This is a genomic window from Nonomuraea purpurea (assembly GCF_042650645.1).
Taxonomy (GTDB): Bacteria; Actinomycetota; Actinomycetes; order Streptosporangiales; family Streptosporangiaceae; genus Nonomuraea; species Nonomuraea purpurea.
Window position 1 is genome coordinate 39,436 of the sequence record NZ_JBHSBI010000035.1, and the last position, 20,576, is coordinate 60,011.

19 protein-coding genes and 1 pseudogene are annotated in these 20,576 nt (G+C 70.0%); 4 read left to right on the forward strand and 16 right to left on the reverse strand.

The features are described from left to right. Positions 1 to 35: 35 nt before the first annotated feature. Both ACFOY2_RS45250 and ACFOY2_RS45255 read right to left on the reverse strand, forming a co-directional pair. A complete protein-coding gene (locus ACFOY2_RS45250; RefSeq protein WP_379534333.1) occupies positions 36 to 1,046 on the reverse strand; it encodes a hypothetical protein in 1,011 nt (336 codons plus the stop codon). A 48-nt stretch (positions 1,047 to 1,094) separates the two neighbouring features. Then, entirely contained in the window at positions 1,095 to 2,000 is a 906-nt protein-coding gene (locus ACFOY2_RS45255) for an NAD-dependent epimerase/dehydratase family protein (RefSeq protein ID WP_379534334.1), read from the reverse strand. A gap of 22 nt (positions 2,001 to 2,022) precedes the next feature. Between ACFOY2_RS45255 and ACFOY2_RS45260 the strand changes: the two genes are divergently transcribed. Further along, positions 2,023 to 2,625 (forward strand): TetR/AcrR family transcriptional regulator, encoded by a 603-nt coding sequence (locus tag ACFOY2_RS45260; RefSeq protein WP_379534335.1) that lies wholly within the window; start codon positions 2,023 to 2,025, stop codon positions 2,623 to 2,625. Here ACFOY2_RS45260 and ACFOY2_RS45265 read toward each other — a convergent pair. From ACFOY2_RS45265 to ACFOY2_RS45295, 7 genes are all read right to left on the reverse strand, one after another. After that, the gene (locus tag ACFOY2_RS45265) at positions 2,612 to 2,845 is read right to left on the reverse strand and encodes a hypothetical protein (protein ID WP_379534336.1); all 234 of its coding nucleotides are present in this window, start codon (positions 2,843 to 2,845) and stop codon (positions 2,612 to 2,614) included. The genes ACFOY2_RS45260 and ACFOY2_RS45265 overlap by 14 nt on opposite strands. Positions 2,846 to 2,976: 131 nt before the next feature. Continuing rightward, positions 2,977 to 4,596 carry a solute symporter family protein gene (locus tag ACFOY2_RS45270; RefSeq protein ID WP_379534406.1) on the reverse strand — a complete coding sequence of 540 codons (1,620 nt, stop codon included), beginning with the start codon at positions 4,594 to 4,596 and terminating at the stop codon, positions 2,977 to 2,979. Positions 4,597 to 4,613: 17 nt separating this feature from the next. Continuing rightward, positions 4,614 to 4,943 carry a DUF485 domain-containing protein gene (locus tag ACFOY2_RS45275; RefSeq protein WP_379534337.1) on the reverse strand — a complete coding sequence of 110 codons (330 nt, stop codon included), beginning with the start codon at positions 4,941 to 4,943 and terminating at the stop codon, positions 4,614 to 4,616. Between the two features lie 165 nt (positions 4,944 to 5,108). Beyond that, positions 5,109 to 7,925 carry a glycosyl hydrolase family 95 catalytic domain-containing protein gene (locus ACFOY2_RS45280; RefSeq protein ID WP_379534338.1) on the reverse strand — a complete coding sequence of 939 codons (2,817 nt, stop codon included), beginning with the start codon at positions 7,923 to 7,925 and terminating at the stop codon, positions 5,109 to 5,111. A gap of 94 nt (positions 7,926 to 8,019) precedes the next feature. Further along, a complete protein-coding gene (locus ACFOY2_RS45285; RefSeq protein ID WP_379534339.1) occupies positions 8,020 to 8,157 on the reverse strand; it encodes a hypothetical protein in 138 nt (45 codons plus the stop codon). Next, positions 8,154 to 8,777: an RNA-guided endonuclease InsQ/TnpB family protein gene (locus ACFOY2_RS45290; RefSeq protein WP_379534407.1), complete on the reverse strand. Its 624-nt coding sequence runs from the start codon at positions 8,775 to 8,777 to the stop codon at positions 8,154 to 8,156. The genes ACFOY2_RS45285 and ACFOY2_RS45290 overlap by 4 nt, the downstream gene beginning before the upstream one ends. 263 nt (positions 8,778 to 9,040) lie before the next feature. Beyond that, on the reverse strand, positions 9,041 to 10,204 hold the full coding sequence (locus ACFOY2_RS45295; RefSeq protein ID WP_379534340.1) for a trans-sulfuration enzyme family protein: 1,164 nt from the start codon (positions 10,202 to 10,204) through the stop codon (positions 9,041 to 9,043). 53 nt (positions 10,205 to 10,257) lie between these two features. On the opposite strand from ACFOY2_RS45295, the gene ACFOY2_RS45300 reads away from it, so the two are divergent. Continuing rightward, positions 10,258 to 11,244, forward strand: a complete 987-nt coding sequence (locus tag ACFOY2_RS45300) for a LacI family DNA-binding transcriptional regulator (protein WP_379534341.1) — start codon at positions 10,258 to 10,260, stop codon at positions 11,242 to 11,244. Positions 11,245 to 11,284: 40 nt separating this feature from the next. Continuing rightward, a complete protein-coding gene (locus ACFOY2_RS45305) occupies positions 11,285 to 13,459 on the forward strand; it encodes a helicase-associated domain-containing protein (RefSeq protein WP_379534342.1) in 2,175 nt (724 codons plus the stop codon). Between the two features lie 21 nt (positions 13,460 to 13,480). Here the strand turns inward: ACFOY2_RS45305 and ACFOY2_RS45310 are convergent. Continuing rightward, positions 13,481 to 13,711, reverse strand: a pseudogene (locus tag ACFOY2_RS45310) (IS982 family transposase); the annotation flags it as partial. Between the two features lie 318 nt (positions 13,712 to 14,029). Between ACFOY2_RS45310 and ACFOY2_RS45315 the strand changes: the two are divergent. Further along, on the forward strand, positions 14,030 to 14,857 hold the full coding sequence (locus tag ACFOY2_RS45315) for an endonuclease/exonuclease/phosphatase family protein (protein WP_379534343.1): 828 nt from the start codon (positions 14,030 to 14,032) through the stop codon (positions 14,855 to 14,857). Positions 14,858 to 15,503: 646 nt separating this feature from the next. Here ACFOY2_RS45315 and ACFOY2_RS45320 read toward each other — a convergent pair. Genes ACFOY2_RS45320 through ACFOY2_RS45345 form a run of 6 tightly spaced genes read right to left on the reverse strand, consistent with a single transcriptional unit; the run spans position 15,504 to position 20,552 of the window. Next, on the reverse strand, positions 15,504 to 16,991 hold the full coding sequence (locus tag ACFOY2_RS45320; protein ID WP_379534344.1) for a sodium/solute symporter: 1,488 nt from the start codon (positions 16,989 to 16,991) through the stop codon (positions 15,504 to 15,506). Between the two features lie 16 nt (positions 16,992 to 17,007). Further along, on the reverse strand, positions 17,008 to 17,412 hold the full coding sequence (locus ACFOY2_RS45325) for a hypothetical protein (protein ID WP_379534345.1): 405 nt from the start codon (positions 17,410 to 17,412) through the stop codon (positions 17,008 to 17,010). Further along, positions 17,409 to 18,158 carry a LytR/AlgR family response regulator transcription factor gene (locus ACFOY2_RS45330; RefSeq protein ID WP_357817553.1) on the reverse strand — a complete coding sequence of 250 codons (750 nt, stop codon included), beginning with the start codon at positions 18,156 to 18,158 and terminating at the stop codon, positions 17,409 to 17,411. Before ACFOY2_RS45330 ends, ACFOY2_RS45325 begins: the two co-directional genes overlap by 4 nt. A gap of 33 nt (positions 18,159 to 18,191) precedes the next feature. After that, positions 18,192 to 19,370, reverse strand: coding sequence for a sensor histidine kinase (locus ACFOY2_RS45335; protein WP_379534346.1), 1,179 nt, complete (start codon positions 19,368 to 19,370; stop codon positions 18,192 to 18,194). A 51-nt stretch (positions 19,371 to 19,421) separates the two neighbouring features. Continuing rightward, positions 19,422 to 19,826, reverse strand: coding sequence for an HIT family protein (locus ACFOY2_RS45340; RefSeq protein ID WP_379534347.1), 405 nt, complete (start codon positions 19,824 to 19,826; stop codon positions 19,422 to 19,424). Between the two features lie 9 nt (positions 19,827 to 19,835). Next, positions 19,836 to 20,552 (reverse strand): DUF1838 family protein, encoded by a 717-nt coding sequence (locus ACFOY2_RS45345; RefSeq protein ID WP_379534348.1) that lies wholly within the window; start codon positions 20,550 to 20,552, stop codon positions 19,836 to 19,838. Positions 20,553 to 20,576: the final 24 nt, after the last annotated feature.

The following is a 20,576-nucleotide window of genomic DNA, read 5'->3' on the forward strand; positions in this document are numbered from 1 at the left end:
ATGGGAGGCGTCCGCGCGACGCCTCCCATCGGCTTTTACCAAGCGCTTCTTCCGACCCGGAGCGCGGCGACCACCAGCAGGGCGATCGCGGCGACCGTCATGACGGCGTTGCTGGTCAGGTCGAGCGGCAGGCCGGCGGGCGCGATCGACCTCCACGGGAAGGAGTGCCACGCGTAGGTGAGCACGGCCCCCGCCGCGAGCGCCAGCCGATGCGCCTGCGACCAGCCTTCGCGGCGTGACCAGCGGGACACCAGGACGCCGCTGACGGCGAACAGCGCCAGGTAGAGCAGCACGCTCAGCCAGGGCGGGACGGGCAGCGCCCGCGCCAGCCAGGGCGACAGGCCCGTGGGGTCGGTCGCGTAGAGCAGGACGAAGAACGCGCCGGCCGCCAGCGCGAAGGCGAGCATCGACCACGGGCTGGGGGCACTGCCGGGAAGCCCGGGCGCGCCGCCGCGCAGGCGCAGGCCGATCGCGATGATGGCGGCGATCACCAGGGCGGCCCCGGCGTACTGCGGCGGGCCGGCGAGGTGGATGCCGCCGATGGCGGCGTAGCCGACGACGAGCAGGACGAACGCCGCGATGACCCCGGCCAGGACCCGGAACCCTGCCGTGCCCAGCCATGGCGTGGTGCGGCGTGGCCCGGCGAGCGTCTCCATGATCGCGATCGGGACGCTGATGCTCCAGACCGTGTGCACGCCCACCATGAACAGCACCCACGGCAGCGCCGTCCCGAGCGCGGGCAGGTAGCCGTAGTCGAGGATGCGGACGTCGTACCAGCTCTCATTCCAGAGCGTCTGGGTGACGAACGCCTCCTCGATCATCCCGTACGCCGTGCCGAAAACCATCATGGCGGGCCAGCCGCGCCCGGTCCGCCGGACGAACTCGCGGATGAGCAGCGCGCCGCCGCCGTACATGATCGTCAGCGGGATCAGCGCCGCGACGTCGGTGATCGGCATGTTGCCCATCAGGTACTCGGCGATCAGCGGCGCCAGGAAGCACAGCCCGACGGCCGGAGCGACGCGAGCAGGTAACGAAAGTGTTCTCACCCCCTCCACGTAACACCACTTCAAGTAAAGTTACAACTGATGTAAATATTATCGTGATGTAAGGTCCTCCGCCGTGGCGAGCCATCCCTCGCGCGCACTCGGGTAGCGCGGGCCCCAGCCGGACGCCGCGCGGAAACGGGCGTTGCCGACCCGCAGCGAGCGGGTCAGGGAGGTGATGCGGTCGCCGAGCAGCAGGGCGGCCCTGCCGGGCCCGCGCACCCACGGCCGGGCACCGGCGGCGCGGGCGAGCGCGGCGGCGAAGGCGCGCTTGGTCAGCGGCTCGTCGTCCACGACGTTGTAGGTGCCGGCGGCGACCCCGAGCGCGGCGACCACGGCCGTGCCGGCGTCGGCCATGTGGATAGAGGAGACGTAGCCGCCGGGATCGCCGAGGACCATCGTGGCGTGGTGGCGGGCCAGGGCGAACAGTTCCTCGCTGTGGGCGGCGCCCGGCCCGTAGAACCAGCCGAAGCGCAGCACGACGCCGCACGGGGCCCGGTGGGCGCTGACCTCGGCGGCGAAGTTGCCCTTGGTCATCGGGTAGCGGTCGACGGGCGCGTCCTCGTCGATCCAGCGCGCGCCCTGGTCGCGGTAGACCATGCTGACCGACTCCTGCACCATCCGCCCGACGCCGGCGTCGAGCACGGCGTCCGCGACGGCGGCCGAGCCCTCGGCCCGCACCCGGTAGTTGTCGCGCATCGCGCGGACGCTCATGAACTTCGACATCGGCGGGATCGCAGTCGCCAGGTTGACCACGGCGTCGTGACCCTCGAACGCCGAGGCCAGCGCCCGACGGTCGAACAGCGACACCATGGCGGGCCGCGCCCCCTGATCGCCGAGCGCGGCCGCCTTCTCCCGCGTGCGGGCCAGGGCGGTCACCTCGTGACCCGCGCCGAGCAGCGCGGGGACGGCGTGGCGGCCGATCGCGCCGGTTCCTCCCGTGACGAACACCTTCATAGTGAGAGAGTACTCTCTTACTATGGCGAGATCGACACCGGGTGTCACCCGGCAGCGCCTCCTCGACGAGGCCATCAGGCTCTTCTCCACCAAGGGATACGCCGCCACCTCTGTGGCCGACATCCAGGCGGCGTGCGGGCTGACGACGGGGTCCGGAGCGCTTTACAAGCACTTCCCCTCCAAGCGGGCGCTGCTGGAGGAGGCCGTACGGCGCAACCTGGAGACGATCGCGGGCCGGGCGGCGGCCGAGACCTCGCCCGGGGAGAGCGGGCGGCAGGCGCTGGAAGGCATGGCGCGGGTCGTCTGGGAGGTGATCGAGACCGACCGCGACCTCATCCGGATCATGCTGCGCGAGTTCGACGGCTTCCCCGACCTGTTCGAGCGCATGTGGCAGGGGGTGCTGGCGAGCGTCTACGCGCAGGGGGCGGTGTGGATCCGGGCGCAGCGGGAGCTGGGCCGGGTGCGGGCCGACGATCCCGAGGCGACGGCGGCCGTGCTGCTGGCCTCGCTCACCTACTACCCGCTCCTGCGGATCATGATCGGCCACACCCCCGGCGACCTCGATCCGGAACGGTTCCTGGCGGCCTGGCTCGACAACGCCGCGACCGCGCTCAGGCTGCGGTGACGACGCGGCCATACCCGTTCCCGCGAACGGCGGCGTCGGACTGCTGCAGGGCAACCACGCCGACTGCCTGAAAATCAACGAGGTGCTCAAAGAATATCTGCGCGAGCAGTGGCGGCAGGATTTCCGCAACACGCTGCCCGCCGCCTACCCGGGCAACCAGAGCGTCGGCGACTTCGAGGGCGTCTTCAAGCCCAGGGACACCGACATGGACATCCTGCACGTTGTGACGCGCCGAAAGGGCCCGGCCTTTGCGAAAAGGCCGGGCCCTTCGTGGCGCCCTGGGGGGGTTAGGGCGCCTATCGGGAGGCAGGCGCCCGGTGGGGGGCGGGCGCGTGCCTTCGCGGGGGACGGTCAGTGCTCGGAGGCCTTCTCCGCGCCGACGCCCGTCAGGGAGCGGACCTCTATCTCGGCGTACTTGGCGGCGTTGTACTCCTTGCTCAGGATCGTGCCGAGCCAGCCGCACAGGAAGCCGAGCGGGATCGAGACGATGCCGGGGTTGCTGAGCGGGAACCAGTGGAAGTCCACGCCGTGGATCAGCGCCGTCACCGCCGTGCCTGCCGGGGGCGGCGGGGCGGAGACGACCGGCGAGAAGATCACCAGGATCAGGGCGGACAGCAGACCGCCGTAGATGGCCGCGACCGCGCCCGTGGTGTTGAACCTCTTCCAGAACAGGCTGTAGAGGATGGCGGGCAGGTTGCCGGAGGCGGCGACCGCGAAGGCCAGGGCCACCAGGAAGGCCACGTTCTGGCCCTGGGCCAGGATGCCGAGGCCGATGGCGACGGCGCCGATGACCAGGGCGGAGATCCTGGCCACCACGACCTCCTGGCGCTCGGTGGCCTGGCCGCGCTTGAAGACGTGCGCGTACAGGTCGTGGGAGAAACTGGAGGAGGAGGCCAGGGCCAGGCCCGCGACCACCGCCAGGATCGTGGCGAAGGCGACGGCGCCGATGAGCGCCAGCAGGATCGTGCCGCCGACCGGACCGAAGATCTCCTGGCCGATGCGTTCTGCCAGCATCGGCGCGGCCGTGTTGCCCGCCTTGTCCCCTGCGACGATCGCGTCCTTGCCGACCAGGGCCGCCGCGCCGAAGCCGAGGACCAGGGTGAGCAGGTAGAACACGCCGATGATGCCGATGCCCCACAGCACCGACTTGCGCGCGTCCTTGGCGGTGGGGACGGTGTAGAAGCGGATGAGGATGTGCGGCAGGCCCGCCGTGCCGAGCACGAGGGCCAGGCCCAGGCTGATGAGGTCGATCTTGCCGGCCAGGCCCTGCGCCTCGGTGCCGTACTTGAGGCCGGGGCTGAGGAAGCTCTCGGGGTTGGCCTTGGGGCCGCTGGTGGCGGCGGCCTGGCCGAGCAGCGCCGACAGGTTGAAGCCGTACTTGCCCAGCACCAGCACCGTCACCAGGGCCGCGCCGCCCATCAACAGCACGGCCTTGACGATCTGGACCCAGGTGGTGCCCTTCATGCCGCCGAACACCACATAAACGATCATCAGCGCGCCCACGCCGACGATCGTCCACGCCTTGCCCGCCTCGCTGGTGATGCCGAGCAGCAGGCCGACCAGCGCGCCCGCGCCCACCATCTGGGCCAGCAGATAGAAGATGCTCACCACGATCGTGGAGACGCCGGCGGCCGTGCGGACGGGCCTGGGGCTCATCCTGAAGGCCAGCACGTCGGCCATGGTGAACTTGCCGGAGTTGCGCATCAGCTCGGCCACCAGCAGCAGCGCGACCAGCCAGGCCACCAGGAACCCGATCGAGTACAGGAACCCGTCGTAGCCGGACAGCGCGATGATGCCCGCGATGCCGAGGAAGGAGGCGGCCGACATGTAGTCGCCGCCGATGGCCAGGCCGTTCTGCACGCCGGTGAACGACCGGCCGCCGGCGTAGTAGTCGGCGGCCGTCTTGGTCTGGCGGCTGGCCCAGAACGTGATCGCCAGGGTGGCGGCGACGAAGGTGAGGAAGAGGATCATCCCCAGGGTCGTCGAGCTCACTTCGTCTTCTCCTCCACCTCGTGACGGAGCTTGTCCGCGATGGGATCGAGCTTCTTCTCGGCATGCCTGGCATACGCCCACGCGATGGCGAACGTGGACACGAACTGCAGCAGACCGAAGATCAGCCCGACGTTGATCTCTCCGAGCAGCTTGATCGCCATGAAGTCGCGCGCCCACCCGGACAGCACCACATACAGCAGGTACCACGCGAGGAACGCCACGGTCATGGGGAACGTCCAGGCGCGGAATCGTCGTTTCAGCTCCTGGAACTCACTGCTCTCCTGTACTTGCTCATAGACCGACGCGTCATGTTCTTTAGTCGTCACGAGACCTCCACTGTGATGCGGATCACGCCCAACGTAAGAGCGCAACCTACCCGTCGTGGAGAGCCGTAGGCGGGTTGTTCGGCGAGCCGCTTCCGTCCGGCGATTAGTTGGGGATGGCCTGCGGTGAAAGGTCTGTTCGGCGCGATGAGCGGTCGGCTATCCCAATCACCCCTTTATGGCCTCCAAGGAGAGCGCGAACAGGTGCACCTGCGGCCTGGTCAGCGTGGGCAGGGTCAGTGAGCGCAGCCGCTTGGCCGGGTCCAGTGGGGCCTGCACCTCGAACAGCCCGACCCGCAGCGAGTGCGCGCCGGCTCTGCCGTGCCGGTGGGTGCAGCGCACGACCTCCGTGACCCCCGCCCCCGCCTGGCCGCCCCAGTCGGGCACGGCGAGCGGCACCTGGGCGGTGGAGCCGTCGGTGTACGTCGCGGTCAGCGTGGCGGTGACGGCCCCCGAGTTGGCCGCGCCGAGCAGCCGCACCTTGGCGTACGCGCCGGAGGGCACGGTGATGGTCTGCCCCTGGGCGGTGACGTTGTTCGCGGCGCCGTCCCCATAGGCGGGGAAGACGAAGTTCAGCCCCTCGTGGACGAACGGCCCCGCGGCGGGCAGCTCCTCGGCCGGGTAGGTGTAGCCGGACCCGTCGAAATCCCCGTCCGTCATCGTCTCGTGGGTGGAGACGCCGTCGTTGTCGAAATGCGCTGACAGGTCCACCGGCGTGGTGGGGCCGGGCGGCGGGATCGCGGGCAGGCCCCACGGTTGCCCCGGCTTGCTCACCGGCACCGCGGCGATGACCGGGTCGGGCCGTGTGCCCGTATAGACGAGCACCTCGTTCCCCTTGCCCAGGGTGATCTCCACGACGCCGTTCCCCAGGTCCTTCACCGGCGCGCTCCGGCCGTCGGAGAGCTCGGCCCTGACCGAGCCGGCCAGGCCGTGCTTGAGCCGCAGCGGCGCCCCCGCCAGGCTCCTGATCCGGATGAACGACGTACGCCCGCCCTTGCGCACCGCCGAGACCAGGAACGCGCCCTGGGTGCGGAAGTCGTGCAGCGTGACGTCCTGCCAGGCGGCGGGCACGGCGGGGAAGACGCGGACGACGCCGCCCCAGCTCTGGCAGAGCAGGTCGTGGATGGACTGGGCGCCCGACAGCGGCGTCTCGATGACCGGGCCGGCCTCGGCGTAGTGGGTGTTGGCCTGGCACGGGTAGCGGCTGGCCGGGTCGAAGAACCGCTCCAGGTAGGACAGCGCCGTGTCGCCCCGGCCCATCATCGCGTAGAGGGAGGCCGCGCCGGTGAAGCTGTAGCCGCGGTGGGCGCTCGTCAGCGACTGCCAGTGGGCGACCGACCGTTCGATCAGCTCCCTGTGCTCGGGCTGGTCCCAGTTGACCAGGTAGAGGGGATAGATCATGAGAAGGTGGGAGTAGTGGCGGTGCGACTGCGCGTACGGCGTGCCTGCCCCGATCATGTAGCCGTCGGCGTCGGCCGGGTAGTCGACGAGCGTGGCGAGCACCTCCTTCCACTTCGGCTTGAGCGGGTCGTCGATCTTGAGAAGGTCCGACGACTCGATCAGCGTCTGGCAGCCCCACCTGATCAGCGCCAGGTCGTAGTTGGTGTCCTGGGGCGGCGTGACCGGGTACTCGGGCGACAGCGTGCTGGGCAGGTGCAGCCGCCCGTCCTGGCCCTTGGCCAGGAAGTGCAGGTAGTAGTTGATCGCCCGTCTGAGCAGCGGGAAGATCGTGTCCCGCAGCAGCTTGTCGTCCATCGAGTGCCGGTAGGTCAGCCAGACGTTGTGCAGCGCCCACGTCAGGTCGCCGACCTCGGCTCCGGAGCCCGGCGTGCCGACGCTTCTGGTGCAGAACATGTCGGAACTGCGCCCCACCCCGGCCGAGTCGGCGCGGTAGGCGGCGGGCACGTTGGCGACGAGCTGGTCGCGGTTGCGGTCGAGGGTGCTGGTGAGCGAGTCGAGCTCCAGGTGGTTGGAGCCGTGGATGAGCCAGTACTCGAGCTGCACGTTGAGGTTCCACCAGACCGCCGGCCACGGCGTGGACTCCAGCCAGGGGCCGGTGGTGGCCATGACGGGGCCGCCCGCCCTGCCGGCGGAGGCGACCTTGTAGAGCTGGATCCAGTAGAAGCTCTGCAGCCGCTGGTCGGGCAGCGACACGAAGCTCTTGCCGTAGAAGTCGTGCCACCAGTCCTGGTGCCGCTTGCGCAGGACCCCGTACGACGGCGCGTTCCTGATCGTGCCGAGCGCGCTCTGCTGGGCCTGGGTCGCGGACGGGAAGCTGTGGGCCACGGCGACCAGGAGCAGGCCGTCCTTGACCCGGTAGGCGGTCGCGGTCTGTCCCCCGCCGGCCAGCGGCTGGAGCACCTGCTGGACGTCGCCGGCCGTCGCCGTGGTCCAGGCCGGGTTGGGCGTGTAACCGCTGGGCGGGGCCTCGCTGGCCGACCGGGGGCTGACGGCCTCCTCCGGATGGAAGGTCCAGCGGACCCGCTCGTCACCGCCGGCCTCCGCCCTGGCGACCAGGCACTCGTCGTGGATGAAGGCGGTGAAGGAGAGCTTGCCCCGGTCTGTGGTGATGGTGCCGGTGACCTCGGCGTCCCACAGGTTGAGCCGCCAGTCGACCGCCGTGATCGTGCCGACGGGGTCGAGCGTGACGTGGCCGACGGGCAGGCGGCAGGTGCCCCAGCCGCTGCCGAACTCGGGCCGGTGGTCCTGGACGCGGCCGTGCTGGACGGTGAAGCGGACCTTGTTCTGGCCGGGCTCCTGGTAGATCATGCTGCCCAGCAGCCCGTCGCCCAGGAACGGGCCTTCGTACCAGGACCTGGGCATCCTGCCCCAGATCAGGTCCTGGCCCTTGAGGAACTCGGGCCGGCTGACGTTATCGCGCAGGCGCCAGCCGGGGGCCGATCGTATGTGCGCGGGGATCAGGGGGGCGAGGCCTAAACCGCCGATGACGGCTCGGCGGCTCGGGTCTTCCATGGAGGGTGTCATGGCGACTCCAAGAGGCGACACATCGGATCTTTCGCCTGTATGACACAGGAAATAGCCCCCGTCAAGACTTGTCAGCCGAGATACATCGGATGCATCACCCCTTCACTGCTCCCGCGGTGAGCCCTTCGACGATGTAGCGGCGGATGGCGGCGAACAGCACCAGCGTGGGCAGCACCGAGACCACGGTGGCGGCCGCCATCGGGCCCCAGTCGATGTCGTACTGGGTGATCAACTACCACCGGGTGAAGCCGGTGGTTCGCTCTCACGGTCCCGTCTGGGTGAAGGGAGGCCGGTAGCGTGTGGCTGGTTGATGACAGCCCAGCCCGCAACGCCGCGTGTGGCGATGTTGCGGGCCGCGATGTGGTCGGCGTGCCCAGCGAGGCCGCACCGGGTGCAGACGAACCGGCCCCGCGCCGGCCGGTTCGCTTTGGCCACGCACCCGCACTCCGGGCACGTTTGCGAGGTGTAGGCGGGATCGACCAGGATGAAGGCGACTCCGGCCCGGGCGGCCTTGTAGCGGGTGAAGGTGATCTGCTGGGCGAACGCCCAACTGTGCAGGGTGCGCCGCTGGAGCCGGTGAGCCCTGACCCGCCCGCGAATCCCCCGCAAATCCTCCAGGGCGACACCGCGGCCGGTGCGTTCGGCTTCACGCACCACAAAGTTGCTGATTTGGTGGTTGAGGTCGGTCATCATCCGGCGCTCACACCCCGACAGGCGCGTACCTCCTGTCACAGCGGCCTCATCCGCCACGCATATTACCGAACGTGACCGAGTCTTTCCATACTGTTTTCGAAAGGAGGAGTGGCGCTTCCTCCCGGCCCTGAAGGACCGAATCTCCGCGCCACAATTCAGATGAAGGCGTTCATGGCCGCCGGGATCGTCTTGGCGTCCTCGCTGTCGATGAACACGAACGTGGCCGCGACCCTCGGCAGCATGACCGGGATCACCACCCGCATCATGGCGACCAGCCGAGAGGCGCTTGCTGCCCCTGAACGAGTAGCCGAAGGTTGCCCGCGGTCGTCCTCTTGTCCGCCTCGTACAACTTCCGCCAAGTGGCCGGCGGCTGGGACATGCCGAAGTCAGTGCGGTAGAAAAGGATCAGACAGCGCTGTCAGTCACGCTAGGCGACCGACGGCTTCCAGCGCTAGACCGAGATCCTTGATCAACGTGTCGGCGGGCTCCAGGCCGACCGAGAGGCGGACGAGTCCGACGGGGATGCCCATCGTGGCGCGGACGCTCTCCTCGGTGGACAGGGCGGGGGCGTTGACCAGGCTCTCGAAGCCTCCCCACGACACCCCGATCCTGAAATGTCGCAATTTATCGAGAAAAACCCCGACTTCTTGCCGTGCCTCCGTGTCCAGCACGACGCTGAAGAGACTGGAGAACCCCGACATCTGCCGCACCGCGATGGCGTGCCCCGGATGGCCGGGCAGCCCGGGATGGTTCACCGTCCGCACCGCCGGATGATCGGCCAGGAAGGCGGCCACCGCCAGCCCCCGCTCCTGGTGGGCCGCCATCCGCACGGACAGCGTGCGCAGCCCCTTGATCACCTTGGCCGCGTCGTGCGGCGACATGGCGGCGCCGTAGAGCTGGTACTCGGTCAGCGCCAGCGGCCTGATCAGCCTCGACGGCCCGGCCACGACGCCGCCGACGAGGTCGCTGTGGCCGCCGATGTACTTCGACAACGAATGCACGACGAGGTCGACGCCCATCGTCAGCGGCTTCTGGAACAGGGGCGTGGACCACGTGTTGTCCATCACGGTCACCAGCCCCCGCTCACGCGCCCACCCGGCGACCTCAGCGATGTCGACGACGGCGTAGGCCATGTAGGAGGGCGACTCGAAGTAGAGTAGGCGGGTGCTCGCCCTGATAGCGCTGTCACACTCCGCGAGGTCGCCGACGTGCGTATGCGTGATGCCGAACTTCTCCAGGTAGCGCAGGAACTGCGTGGTGGGTCCGTACACCGCGCCCAGCACCAGCACGTGATCTCCGGCCCGCACCAGCGAGGAGATGGTGGCCGAGATGGCCCCCATGCCCGACCCGAAACACTTGGCCCGCTCCCCCCGCTCCAGCGCGGCGAGCTTACGCTGGGCGAGATCGACCGTCGGGTTGGTCCCGCGCCAGTAGACGTACCGCTCGTCCTCGTTCCTGACCGCCTCCCCGAGCTCCTGCGCCGTCGCGAACGTGAACAGCGAGTTCTCAAACACCGGCGGGTTGACCGCGCCCAGCATCCAGGGCTCGTCCTCGCCCAACCGGCCACAGATCCATTCATCATCCATGGGGGCAGACTATGACAGGCAGGCGTCGGGGAGGGGCTGTCAGCAAGCCCACCATGGCCGATGTCGCCAGGCATGCCGGGGTGAGTCTCAAGACGGTCTCGCGGGTCGTCAATCAGGAGCCGCACGTCCGGGCGTCGCTGCAGCAGCGGGTGCAGGCGGCCATCAGCGCGCTCGGCTACCGCCGCAACGAGGCCGCCGCCCGCCTGGCCAGGGGCGCGACCATGCTCACCCTGGGCCTGGTGATGGAGAACATCTCAAACGAGTTCTACTCGCGCCTGGCCGCCGCCGTGGAGTCGGCCGCCGCCGGGCACGAGGCGCTGGTGGTGTTCGGCTCGTACGAGGAGAGCGCCGACAAGGAGCGCATGCTGATCGAGTCGATGTACGCGCGCGGCGTCGACGCGCTCATCGTCGTCCCTTCGGCCGCCGACCACGGCTGGCTGGCCGAGCACCCCGGCCTCACGACGGTTTTCGTGGACCGCGTCCCCCAGGGGCTGGAGTCGGCCGACGTGGTGCTGCTCGACGACGTGTGGGGCGGGCGCGCCGCCACCGAGCACCTGCTCGCCCGCGGCCACCGCCGCATCGCGCTGATCTCCGACGACGACGAGCTGAGCTCGGTGCACGACCGCGCCCTCGGCTACCGGACGGCCCTGCGCGCCGCCGGGGTCGCCGATGACGACGCGCTGGTGGTGCACGGGGTGTTCGATCCGTGGCGGGTCTCGCACGAGGTCGCCCGGCTGCTCGACCTCGCCGACCCGCCGACGGCGTTCTTCGCCACCAACAACCGGGCCGCGATCGGCATCCTGCAGGCGCTGCGGGAGCGGCCTGAGCGGCCCGCGTACGTGGGCTTCGACGACTTCGCGCTGGCCGAGGTGTTCAGTCCGGGGGTGACGGTGGTGCGTTACGACGTGACGCGACTGGCGCGCAGCGCGGTGGACCTGCTGCTGAACCCCGCGAAGGCGCCCCGGCGTGTGAAGGTGCCGGTGGAGCTGGTCGCGCGGGGTTCGGGCGAGCTCCCGCCTCCGGGAAGCCCGCCTTTCTGAGGCTGCCTTGGCGCGGCGGCGACCCCGCTACAGTCGGTACGTGGTTCATCTCCCCGACGACCTCGTCCTCCTGCTTCGCAACCGGCCCGAACTGTCCGCGGCATCGTCGCCGGAGGTGCTGGAACGCCTGCTGGCCCGCCCCGAGCTGGCCGTTCCCGCGCTGCTCGACCTGGACACCGACTGCCACACCGTCAGCCAGGCCGTGCAGACGGCCGGAGGCGAGATCGCCCGCGCCGACCTCGCCGCGATGCTGCACGACCCGCGCGGGCGGCTCGACGAGGTGCTGGGCACGCTGGCCGAGCAGGGCCTGATCACGCTCGACGGCGGCACCGTGCGCTCACCGCACCAACCGGGCCTGTGGGCGCATCCGTTCGGGCTCGGCAGACCGCTGCGCGAGTTCGCGAAGAAGGTCACCGCCGAAGCGCTGAAGGTCGTGGTCAAGGCGCACGGCGGCAATGCCCAGGGCCGCAAGGCCGACCTGGTGACGCGGGCCGATGAGCTGCTGCGCGATGGGGCGGCCCTGCGTGCGAACGCGGCCAAGCTGCCGCGCACGGTCAGGGAGTTGCTGGAGAAGATGGCGGCCGGGCCGCCGGTCGTGGAGCGGATCGTCTACGGCTCCGTCTCCCGGTCCGACCCTGTGCAACGCCTGGTCGACGCCGGGTTCATGATCCGTGACGGCTGGGAGGTCGAGATGCCGAGGGAGGTGGCGCTCGCCCTGCGCGGCGACGGCTGGAAGCCCGCGCTGACCGGGCAGCCCGACGTGCCGGCCCGCTCGTGTCCCGAGAGCGACGGCGTGGGCGCCGCCCTGGCCGCGCTCGACCGCGTCGAGGCGCTGGCCGAGCTGGCGGGCACGGAGACGATCGCCGAGCTGAAGTCCGGCGGCGTGGGCGTGCGTGAGCTCAGGCGGCTGGCCAAGGCGCTCGGCCTTCCCGAGCAGGAGGCGGTGTGCTGGCTCGACGTCGCCGCGGGCGCCGACCTGGTCGCCTCCGAGCTGGGCGAGCGGCTGGTCAGCACCACGCTGGTCGACGACTGGCTGGCGCGCTCCCCCGACGCCAGGTGGCGGGAGCTGGCCGACGCCTGGCTCAGCCTGCCGCAGGCGCCCACGTATCGCGTCGTGGGCTGCTGCGAGGAGCACATGGAGCCGATGCCGCCGCCGTACGCGTTCGAGTGCGCGGCGGGCCCGATCCGGCGGGCCGTCCTGGAGACGCTGCGCACCCTGCCCACGGGTCTGGGCGCGGACGCCGCCGGGCTGCGGGCCGCGGTGGACTGGCGGACGCGGGCGACCAAGGAGGCCGTTCCTGCGGCCGGCGAATTCGTCGCCGCGGCCCTGCGGGAGGGCGAACTGCTCGGGATCGTCGCCGGCGGAGCGCTCACGACCATCGGCCGCGCGATCCTGTCCGACGGCGAGAGGGACGACGACGACGGGGTGGGCGCGTTGTTCCCCGCCCCCGCCACGACCACGACCCTGCAGAACGACCTGACCGCGATCGTCTCCGGCATCCCCGCCCCCGACCTGGCCGCGTTTCTGAACGGCTGCGCCGATCTGGAGTCACGTGACCGGGCCAGCGTGTGGCGCTTCTCGGACAAGACGATCCGCCGGGCACTGGACGCGGGCACGGACGCCGGCACCCTGCTCGACGGCCTGGCCACGTTCTCGGCCAAGGCGGTGCCCCAGCCGCTGCGCTACCTGGTCACCGACACCGCGCGCAAACACGGCACCATCAGGGTCACCGCCGCGCCGTCCGTCGTGATCGCCACCGATCCCGCCGTCATCACGGAGTTGTGCGGCGCCAGGGCGCTGCGCAAGCTGGGCCTGCGCGCGATCGCGCCGACGGTCGCGGTCGGCGCCCTGTCCCCGGATGAGACGCTGCGCCTGCTGCGCCAGTCGGGGCACGCGCCGGTCGGCATGTCGTCCGACGGCACGATCAAGGCCGAGTCGGTCCGGCGCCGCCGGCTGCCGGTGGACGCCGAGCCGCCGGCCGACCCCGCCGCGGCGGCGGCCGCGATCCTGCGGGGCGAGCCGACGGACCCGGTGGGCGAGGCGCTGGCGCTGGCCGCCGTGACCGGCGAGCCGGTCGTCATCGTGTGGCAACGCCGCGAGCACTACATGGAGGACCTCTCCGTCGTCGGCGAGGCGGTGACGGGCTTCTGCCACGACTGCGGCACGATCCACGTCTTCCAGCGTGCCAAGATCAAGAAGGCTTATCTGCTCTAGACGAGTAAGTCCGATCTCCGGTCAGTGGTCGTAGGCGGTCAGTGACCGGGTGATCGGTGCGTTGGTTGCGTTGTTGTGCCAGATCGCGGCCGCCATCGCCAGGACGCGCCGGGCGACGCCTGCGAAGGACCGGCCACCGTGGTCTTCCAGGTCGAGCCGGCCCTTGAGGGTGTCGTTGACCGACTCGATCAGTTGCCGGACCTTCTTGAGCATCGGCTCGCCGTAGCGGGCCTTCTCGTTTTTGCGGGACGGATACGACGCGGCCAAGAAGGGATCGAGCACCGGGCCTTCGGGGATGAGCTGGCCGCACTCGTTGCGGGTCGACGGCTGCGGCCCCGTGGGATCACCGTGCTGCTTAGGGCCCGTGATCAGGTTTTGTCGCCACCAGAACGTACTGATACGGACATACCGCTGCCGTCGAGTAGACATCTCGCCAGATCAGGATCGTGTGCGCATCGAAGATCTTTCGAAGGGACCGACATGCTCGCACGAGGTCACGCTGTTGTAGCCTCCTCCCTCTTCCGGAAGTCATGGTTCGCACCTCTCGCCGCCGTGGTCAGTGCGCTCACCATGGTGCTGACGATGCTGGTGACCGCCGGCCCCGCGTCGGCGAGTGACGCCCAGGTCCGCGTCATGACCTACAACATTCGATACGCCTCGGACACCCCGCCCAACGCCTGGCCGGACCGGCTTCCGGTGATGAAACGCCTCCTGCGCGACCATCATCCCGACCTACTCGGTGTCCAAGAGGCGTTGTGGCGCCAGATGCGGGACATCGAGGACGCGTTCCCGGAGTACGACTGGATCGGCATGGGGCGACAGGGCGGCACGCGGGACGAGTTTTCAGCGATTTTCTACCGTAAAGACCGTTTTGAAGTGCTCGATTTCGACCACTTCTGGCTGTCCGACACCCCGAACGTCATCGGGTCGGCGACCTGGGGCAACCAGATCACCAGGATGGTGACGTGGGCGAAGTTCCGTGATCGGCGTAGCGGCACGGAGTTCTACCACGTGAACACCCACTTCGACCACCAGTCGCAGAACGCCCGGGTGAAGAGCGCCGAACTGGTGCTCCAGCGGGTGCGTGGCTTCGAGGCCGGACGTCCGGTCGTCTTCACGGGAGACTTCAACGTGGCCGCGGAAAAGACGCAGCCCTATGCGATCCTCACCGGCGAAGACGCCTTCGCTGACACGTGGCGGACCGCAGCTCGCCGCGGCCCCGCATACAACACCTTCGGCGGGTGGAAGCCCCCCGTGCCCGATGGCGACCGGATCGACTGGATCCTGTCACGTGGCGCCGTTGAAACGCTCTGGACCGAGATCGACCCATTCGAACGGAACGGCCAGTTTCCCTCCGACCACTACCCCGTGATCGCTCACCTGAAGATCGGCGGATGAGCGTAGAGATACCGCGACTCCACGCTGCCTGATTGGGGCCACCAACAAGGAGGCCACCCGCGACATGTTGTCCCCCAGCCCCCACCGGGCTGGGGGCATCGACACACGGTATCCAGAGTGTGCGGTCAGCAACCGGCAGGCGCTCGGACGATCCAGAGGCGGACCGACCACGAAGCTGCACCTGCTCGTCGAAGCCCGCGGGCTGCCGCTGGCCCTGCAGACGTCCGGGAGGCGAAATCGCTTCTCGGGCGCCCGACCGCTCTCAACAAGAGGCGGTGAGAGTGGCCTTCCAAGAATGTGCAGAACCGGCCGGAGAATAGCTCGTGCTGATCTCTTGACAGCTGCCGCTGTACGCCTGCATTGCGGCTACCGCAGCGGCGTGAGCATCCGAGGGGAGATAACCGTAGCCGACGAAGGTCCGTTGATCTGCCACGGCAGCATCGGCCAGGCCGACCACGACCGCCGCCGCCAATGTCATTGTCGCCAACCCGCTGATTACGCGTCGATGCATTGTTCCCCCAAGGGCAAACAAGAGGTCACGATTTGTCAGTCAAACCGATCTTCTCGTCAAGGTCAAGGGTCACGCGCTGATACGACTCAACCGCCCACCGCCTACGACCACTGACCGGAGATCGGACTTACTCGTCTAGGACGAGCGGGGCCGCCAGTCGCCGCGGTCCAGGTCGAGGTTCTCGGGGGTGTGCAGCCGGACCATGATCCTGGCCACGCCGGGCGGCACCCGGTGCGGGGTCAGGAACGACACCGACACCATCACCGTGAACGCGATCGGCACCGTCCACGCCGCCGGCTGGGCCAGCAGCGCGCCGGCGAGCCCGTCGTACGGGCCGCCCGTGATCGTGACGAGCACCGCCCCGCACGCCAGTCCTCCGCCCACGAACAACCCGGCCAGCGCCCCCGTGGTGGTCAGCCGCCGCCACCAGATGCCCAGCACGAGCAGCGGGCAGAACGACGAGGCCGCCACCGCGAACGCCAGCCCCACCACGTCGGCGACCGGCAGCTCCCGCGCCCACAGTGCCAGGGCCAGCGGCACGGCCACCGCCATCAGCGTGGCGATCCTGAAGGAGCGCACGCTGCCTTTGAGCAGGTCCTGCGCGATCACGCCCGCCACGGACACGGTCAGCCCCGAGGACGTGGACAGGAACGCCGCGAACGCTCCGGCGGTGACCAGGGCCGTCAGCACGTCGCCCAGCGTCCCGCCGATCATCCGCGCGGGCAGCGTCAGCACGACCGTGTCGGTGCGGATCAGGTCGGGGGCGTAGAGGCGGCCGAGCCAGCCGTACAGGGCGGGCATCAGGTAGAAGGCGCCGAGCAGCGACAACACCACGAGCGTCGTGCGGCGGGCGGCCCGGCCGTCCGGGTTGGTGTAGAAGCGCACGAGCACGTGCGGCAGCCCCATGGTGCCGAGGAAGGTGGCCAGGATCAGTGAGTACGTCGAGTACAGCCCGTACTCCTTGCCCCCGGCCAGCGGCACCAGCCAGGTGGCCGCGTCCTGCGCGCCGATGCCCGGCGAGCCGTCGGCCTGCCAGGCCATCAGCAGGAACACCAGCGGCACGGCCAGCGCCGTCAGCTTGAGCCAGTACTGGAACGCCTGCACGAACGTGATCGACCGCATGCCGCCGGACAACACGTTCACCGCCACGACCACGGCGACCAGCAGCCCGCCCACCCACACGGGCGCGCCGGTGATCGTCCGCAGCACCAGCCCGGCGCTCTGGAACTGCGGCATCAGGTAGAGCCAGCCGATCAGCACGACGAGCACGCTCGCGGTGCGGCGCACGGTCATCGACTCCAGCCTGGCCTCGGCGAAGTCGGGCAGCGTGTAGGCCCCCGAGCGCCGCAGCGGCGCCGACACCAGGACCAGCAGCACGAGGTAGCCGCCTGTCCAGCCGACCGGCAGCCAGAGCATGTCCACGCCGAAGGACAGGATGAGCCCGGCGACGCCCAGGAACGAGGCCGCCGACAGGTACTCACCGCCAATGGCCGAGGCGTTCCAGAGCGGGCTGACCGTGCGGGAGGCGACGTAGAAGTCGGAGGTGGTGCGCGAGACCCTGATCCCGAACGCCCCGATGAGCACGGCGGCCACGACGACGACCACCACCGCGGTCAGGCTCACGTGCCCGGCTCCCGTTTCATCGGCGTTCGACCAGTTCGGCGAAGTGGCGTTCGTTGCGCTCGGCGTGGCGCACGTACAGCCAGGCCCCGATCACGAAGGCCGGGTAGATGAGCCCGGCCAGCACCGCCCACGGGAACGGCACGCCGAGCAGGTGCACCTCGCGCAGTTCCGGGATGAGCAGGAACAGCAGCGGCAGCCCGCCGACCACGCAGCCGAGCACCGTGCACACGAACAGGGCGAGCCTGAACTGGGTGCGCAGGAGCGAGCGCATGTAGACCTCGCCCAGGTGCGTCTGCTCGTCGATCTCCCGCGTGGCCGGGTAGCGCGGGCGGCGGGCGGCGGCCGTGCGCGGGCTGGTGACCACCACTCTGCGGGGCGCCTCGCGCGGCGCGCGGCGGGTGGGACGGGGTTCCGAGCTCATTCCTGCCTGCCTTTCCTGGCTCTGCGCACCAGCAGGTCGCGCAGCTCGCGCGTGTGGCGGCGGCTGACCGGGAGTTCGACGTCGCCGACGCGTACGCTGCACTTGCCCGAGTCGATGTGCAACTCCTCGATGTGTTTGACGGCCACCAGATGGCTGCGGTGCACCCGGACGAACCCGGCCGTGGCCCAGCGTTCCTCCAGGGTCGCCAGCGGGATCCGCACCAGATGGCTGCCGTTCGCGGTGTGCAGGCGGGCGTAGTCGCCTTGGGCCTCGACGTAGAGCACGTCGGCGCTGGAGACGAACCGGGTCACCCCGCCCAGCTCGACCGGGATCGTGTCGGACTCCCCGCCCTCCGCGGGCACGTCGGCCGAGACCGCGACCCGCCGGATGGCCTCGGCCAGGCGTTCCGGGCGCACCGGTTTGAGCAGGTAGTCCTCGGCCTTGATCTCGAACGCGTCGACCGCGTGCTCCTCGTAGGCGGTCACGAACACGACCCTGGGCGGGTTGGCGAACTGCGACAGCAGCCGTCCGAGCACCACCCCGTCGAGCCCGCGCATCCTGATGTCGAGGAAGACCGCGTCGATCGGGCGGCCGTCGGCGATGGCCCGGTCGAGCAGCCGTAGCGCCGCGGCGCCGTCCCGCGCGGTGGACACTTCGCCGATGCGGGGGTCGGCGCGCAGCAGGTACGACAGGTCTTCGAGCGCGGGGAGCTCGTCATCGACCGCGAGGACGCGCAGTTGTGCCATAGACAGTGATAAAACCGACAACAAAGATCGAGGTCAACGGGCAGAGACACCTGGGTGATATTTCGGCAATCTGATGTTGACCTTGGTACCGGCCCCTTTGCCCGTCTCGACCACGAGGCCGTACTCGTCGCCGTACACCTGGCGCAGCCGTTCGTCCACGTTGGCCAGCCCGACGCCGCCCGCCGGGGCGATCTCCCCCGCCAGGATGCGGCGCAGCCGCTCGGGGTCCATGCCGAGCCCGTCGTCCTCGACGCTGATGCCGCACTCGGCTCCGGCGTCCTCGGCGATGATCGTGATGCGGCCGACGCCGTTCCTGGATTCGAGTCCGTGCCTGACGGCGTTCTCGACCAGCGGCTGCAGGCACAGGAACGGCACCGCGACCGGCAGCACCTCGGGCGCGATGCGCAGCGTGACCTGGAGCTGGTCGCCGAATCTGGCCCGCTCCAGGATCAGGTAGCGGTCGATCGAGCGCAGCTCCTCGGCGAGCGTGGTGAACTCGCCGTGCCTGCGGAAGGAGTAGCGGGTGAAGTCGGCGAACTCCAGCAGCAGTTCCCTGGCCCGCTCGGGGTCGGTGCGGACGAAGGAGGCGATCGTGGTGAGCGAGTTGTAGATGAAGTGGGGCGAGATCTGCGCCCGCAGCGCGCGCACCTCCGCCTCCATGAGCAGTGTGCGCGAGCGGTCCAGCTCGGCCAGCTCAAGCTGCGAGTCCACCCATCCGGCCACCTCCTGGGCAGCCCTGACGAGCCCGGCCGAGGCGTTCTGCCCGTAGGCGGCCAGTGTCCCGACGACCCGGTCGTCGGTGGTGAGCGGCACGACGACGGCCTGGCGGATCGGGCATTCGAGCAGGTCGCAGTCGATGGTCAGCACTTGGGTGCGGCCGTCTTCGAGGGTGGCGGCGGCGTGCTCGAAGGCCTGGTCGGCGTGATGGTCGCCGGCGCCGTCGTAGACCAGCAGCCGCTCGCCGTCGGTGATCGCCACGGCGGCGGAGCCCAGGAGCGCGCGCAGGTGGCGCGAGGCGCGCTCGGCGCCGTCGGCGGTCAGCCCGGCCCGCAGCGGCGGCCCGGCCAGCGAGGCGGTGTGCAGGGTCTCGAACGTGGCCCGCTCGGCCGGGCTGGTGCCGAGCTCGCGGCGCCCGCGCATGACCCGCCACAACACGATCGAGGGGACGCCGACGAGCCCCGCCACGACCGCGACCCCGACCAGGTACTCCACGCGGTCAGAGCTTAGTCCCGTCCCCGCGTGATCGGCCGTGGGCCCCCTGGCTCACAGGGCCTTGGCGATCAGCTCCCGGTAGGACTCGGCCTCCTCCTCGGAGGCGTACCTGGTGCGGGGCCAGAAGAAGCCGCGCAGGCCGTCCTTCTTCTTGCGCGGCACCACGTGCACGTGCAGGTGGGCCACGCTCTGGCTGACGCGGTTGTTCATGGCCACGAACGTGCCGTCGGCCTCCAGGCCGGACTCGACCGCCGAGGCCATGGCCCGCACCCGCTCGAAGAACGGCCCGACGTCGGCGAGGTCGGCCAGCGTCTCGACGTGCACCCTGGGCACGACCAGCACGTGCCCCTTGAAGACCGGGCGGGCGTCGAGGAAGGAGACCGCCACCTCGTCGGAGCTCACCACGTACGCGGGCCGCTCGCCGGCGATGATCTCGCAGAACAGGTCAGTGCTCACCGCCCGACCCTATCCGCCCCGCCGTCCGCTCCTGGCGGCGAAGGCCGTCCAGCTCGTCACGTTGGGGGCCGACCACTCCTCGGGCGCGTGCAGGAACCGCTCGCCGACCCGCTCGCGCAGCCGCTGCGGCACCTCGGCCACCTTGGCGCCCCTGCAGTGGTAGACGAGCGCGCCGCCGCGCCGGCCCATCGCCATCCAGGGCAGCCACGGCGAGACCCGGCACCACGAGAACACGCACGGCACGTCAGGCACGCCGGAGTCGAGGTCTTTCGCGGAGGCGAAGAACTGGAACAGCTCCATCGCGCGGTAGGTGTCACTGGCGGAGTTGTCGGGGAAGTCGGCCACCTTCAGCGGCGACGGGTAGGCCAGGCGGATGTCGAGGTTGTAGACGACCTGGTCGCCCAGCCGGGTCGTCGGCACGGGGTACGCCCCGAGCCGCTGGTTGACCGGGTCGTTGAAGACGTGCTGCACCTCGACCGTCCGGCCGGTGAACGGGTTGTCCCACGTGTCGAGCACCTGCCGGCTCGCCGGGTCGAGGTAGAGGGCGGCCTCCCTGGTCAGGAGCTGCCGGCCGGCGTCGGACTCGACCGCCCTGGCCACGTTGAGGCCCTCGAACCCGAACAGGTGGTGCGGGCCGTCGTCGTCCTGCCAGCCGTAGACGTCGCCGGTCCAGTAGGAGATCGTCTCCGTGCCGTCGGAGGACGCGCGCACCCGGATGAAGTCCATGATCTGGAGCCTAACTTCTGCGGC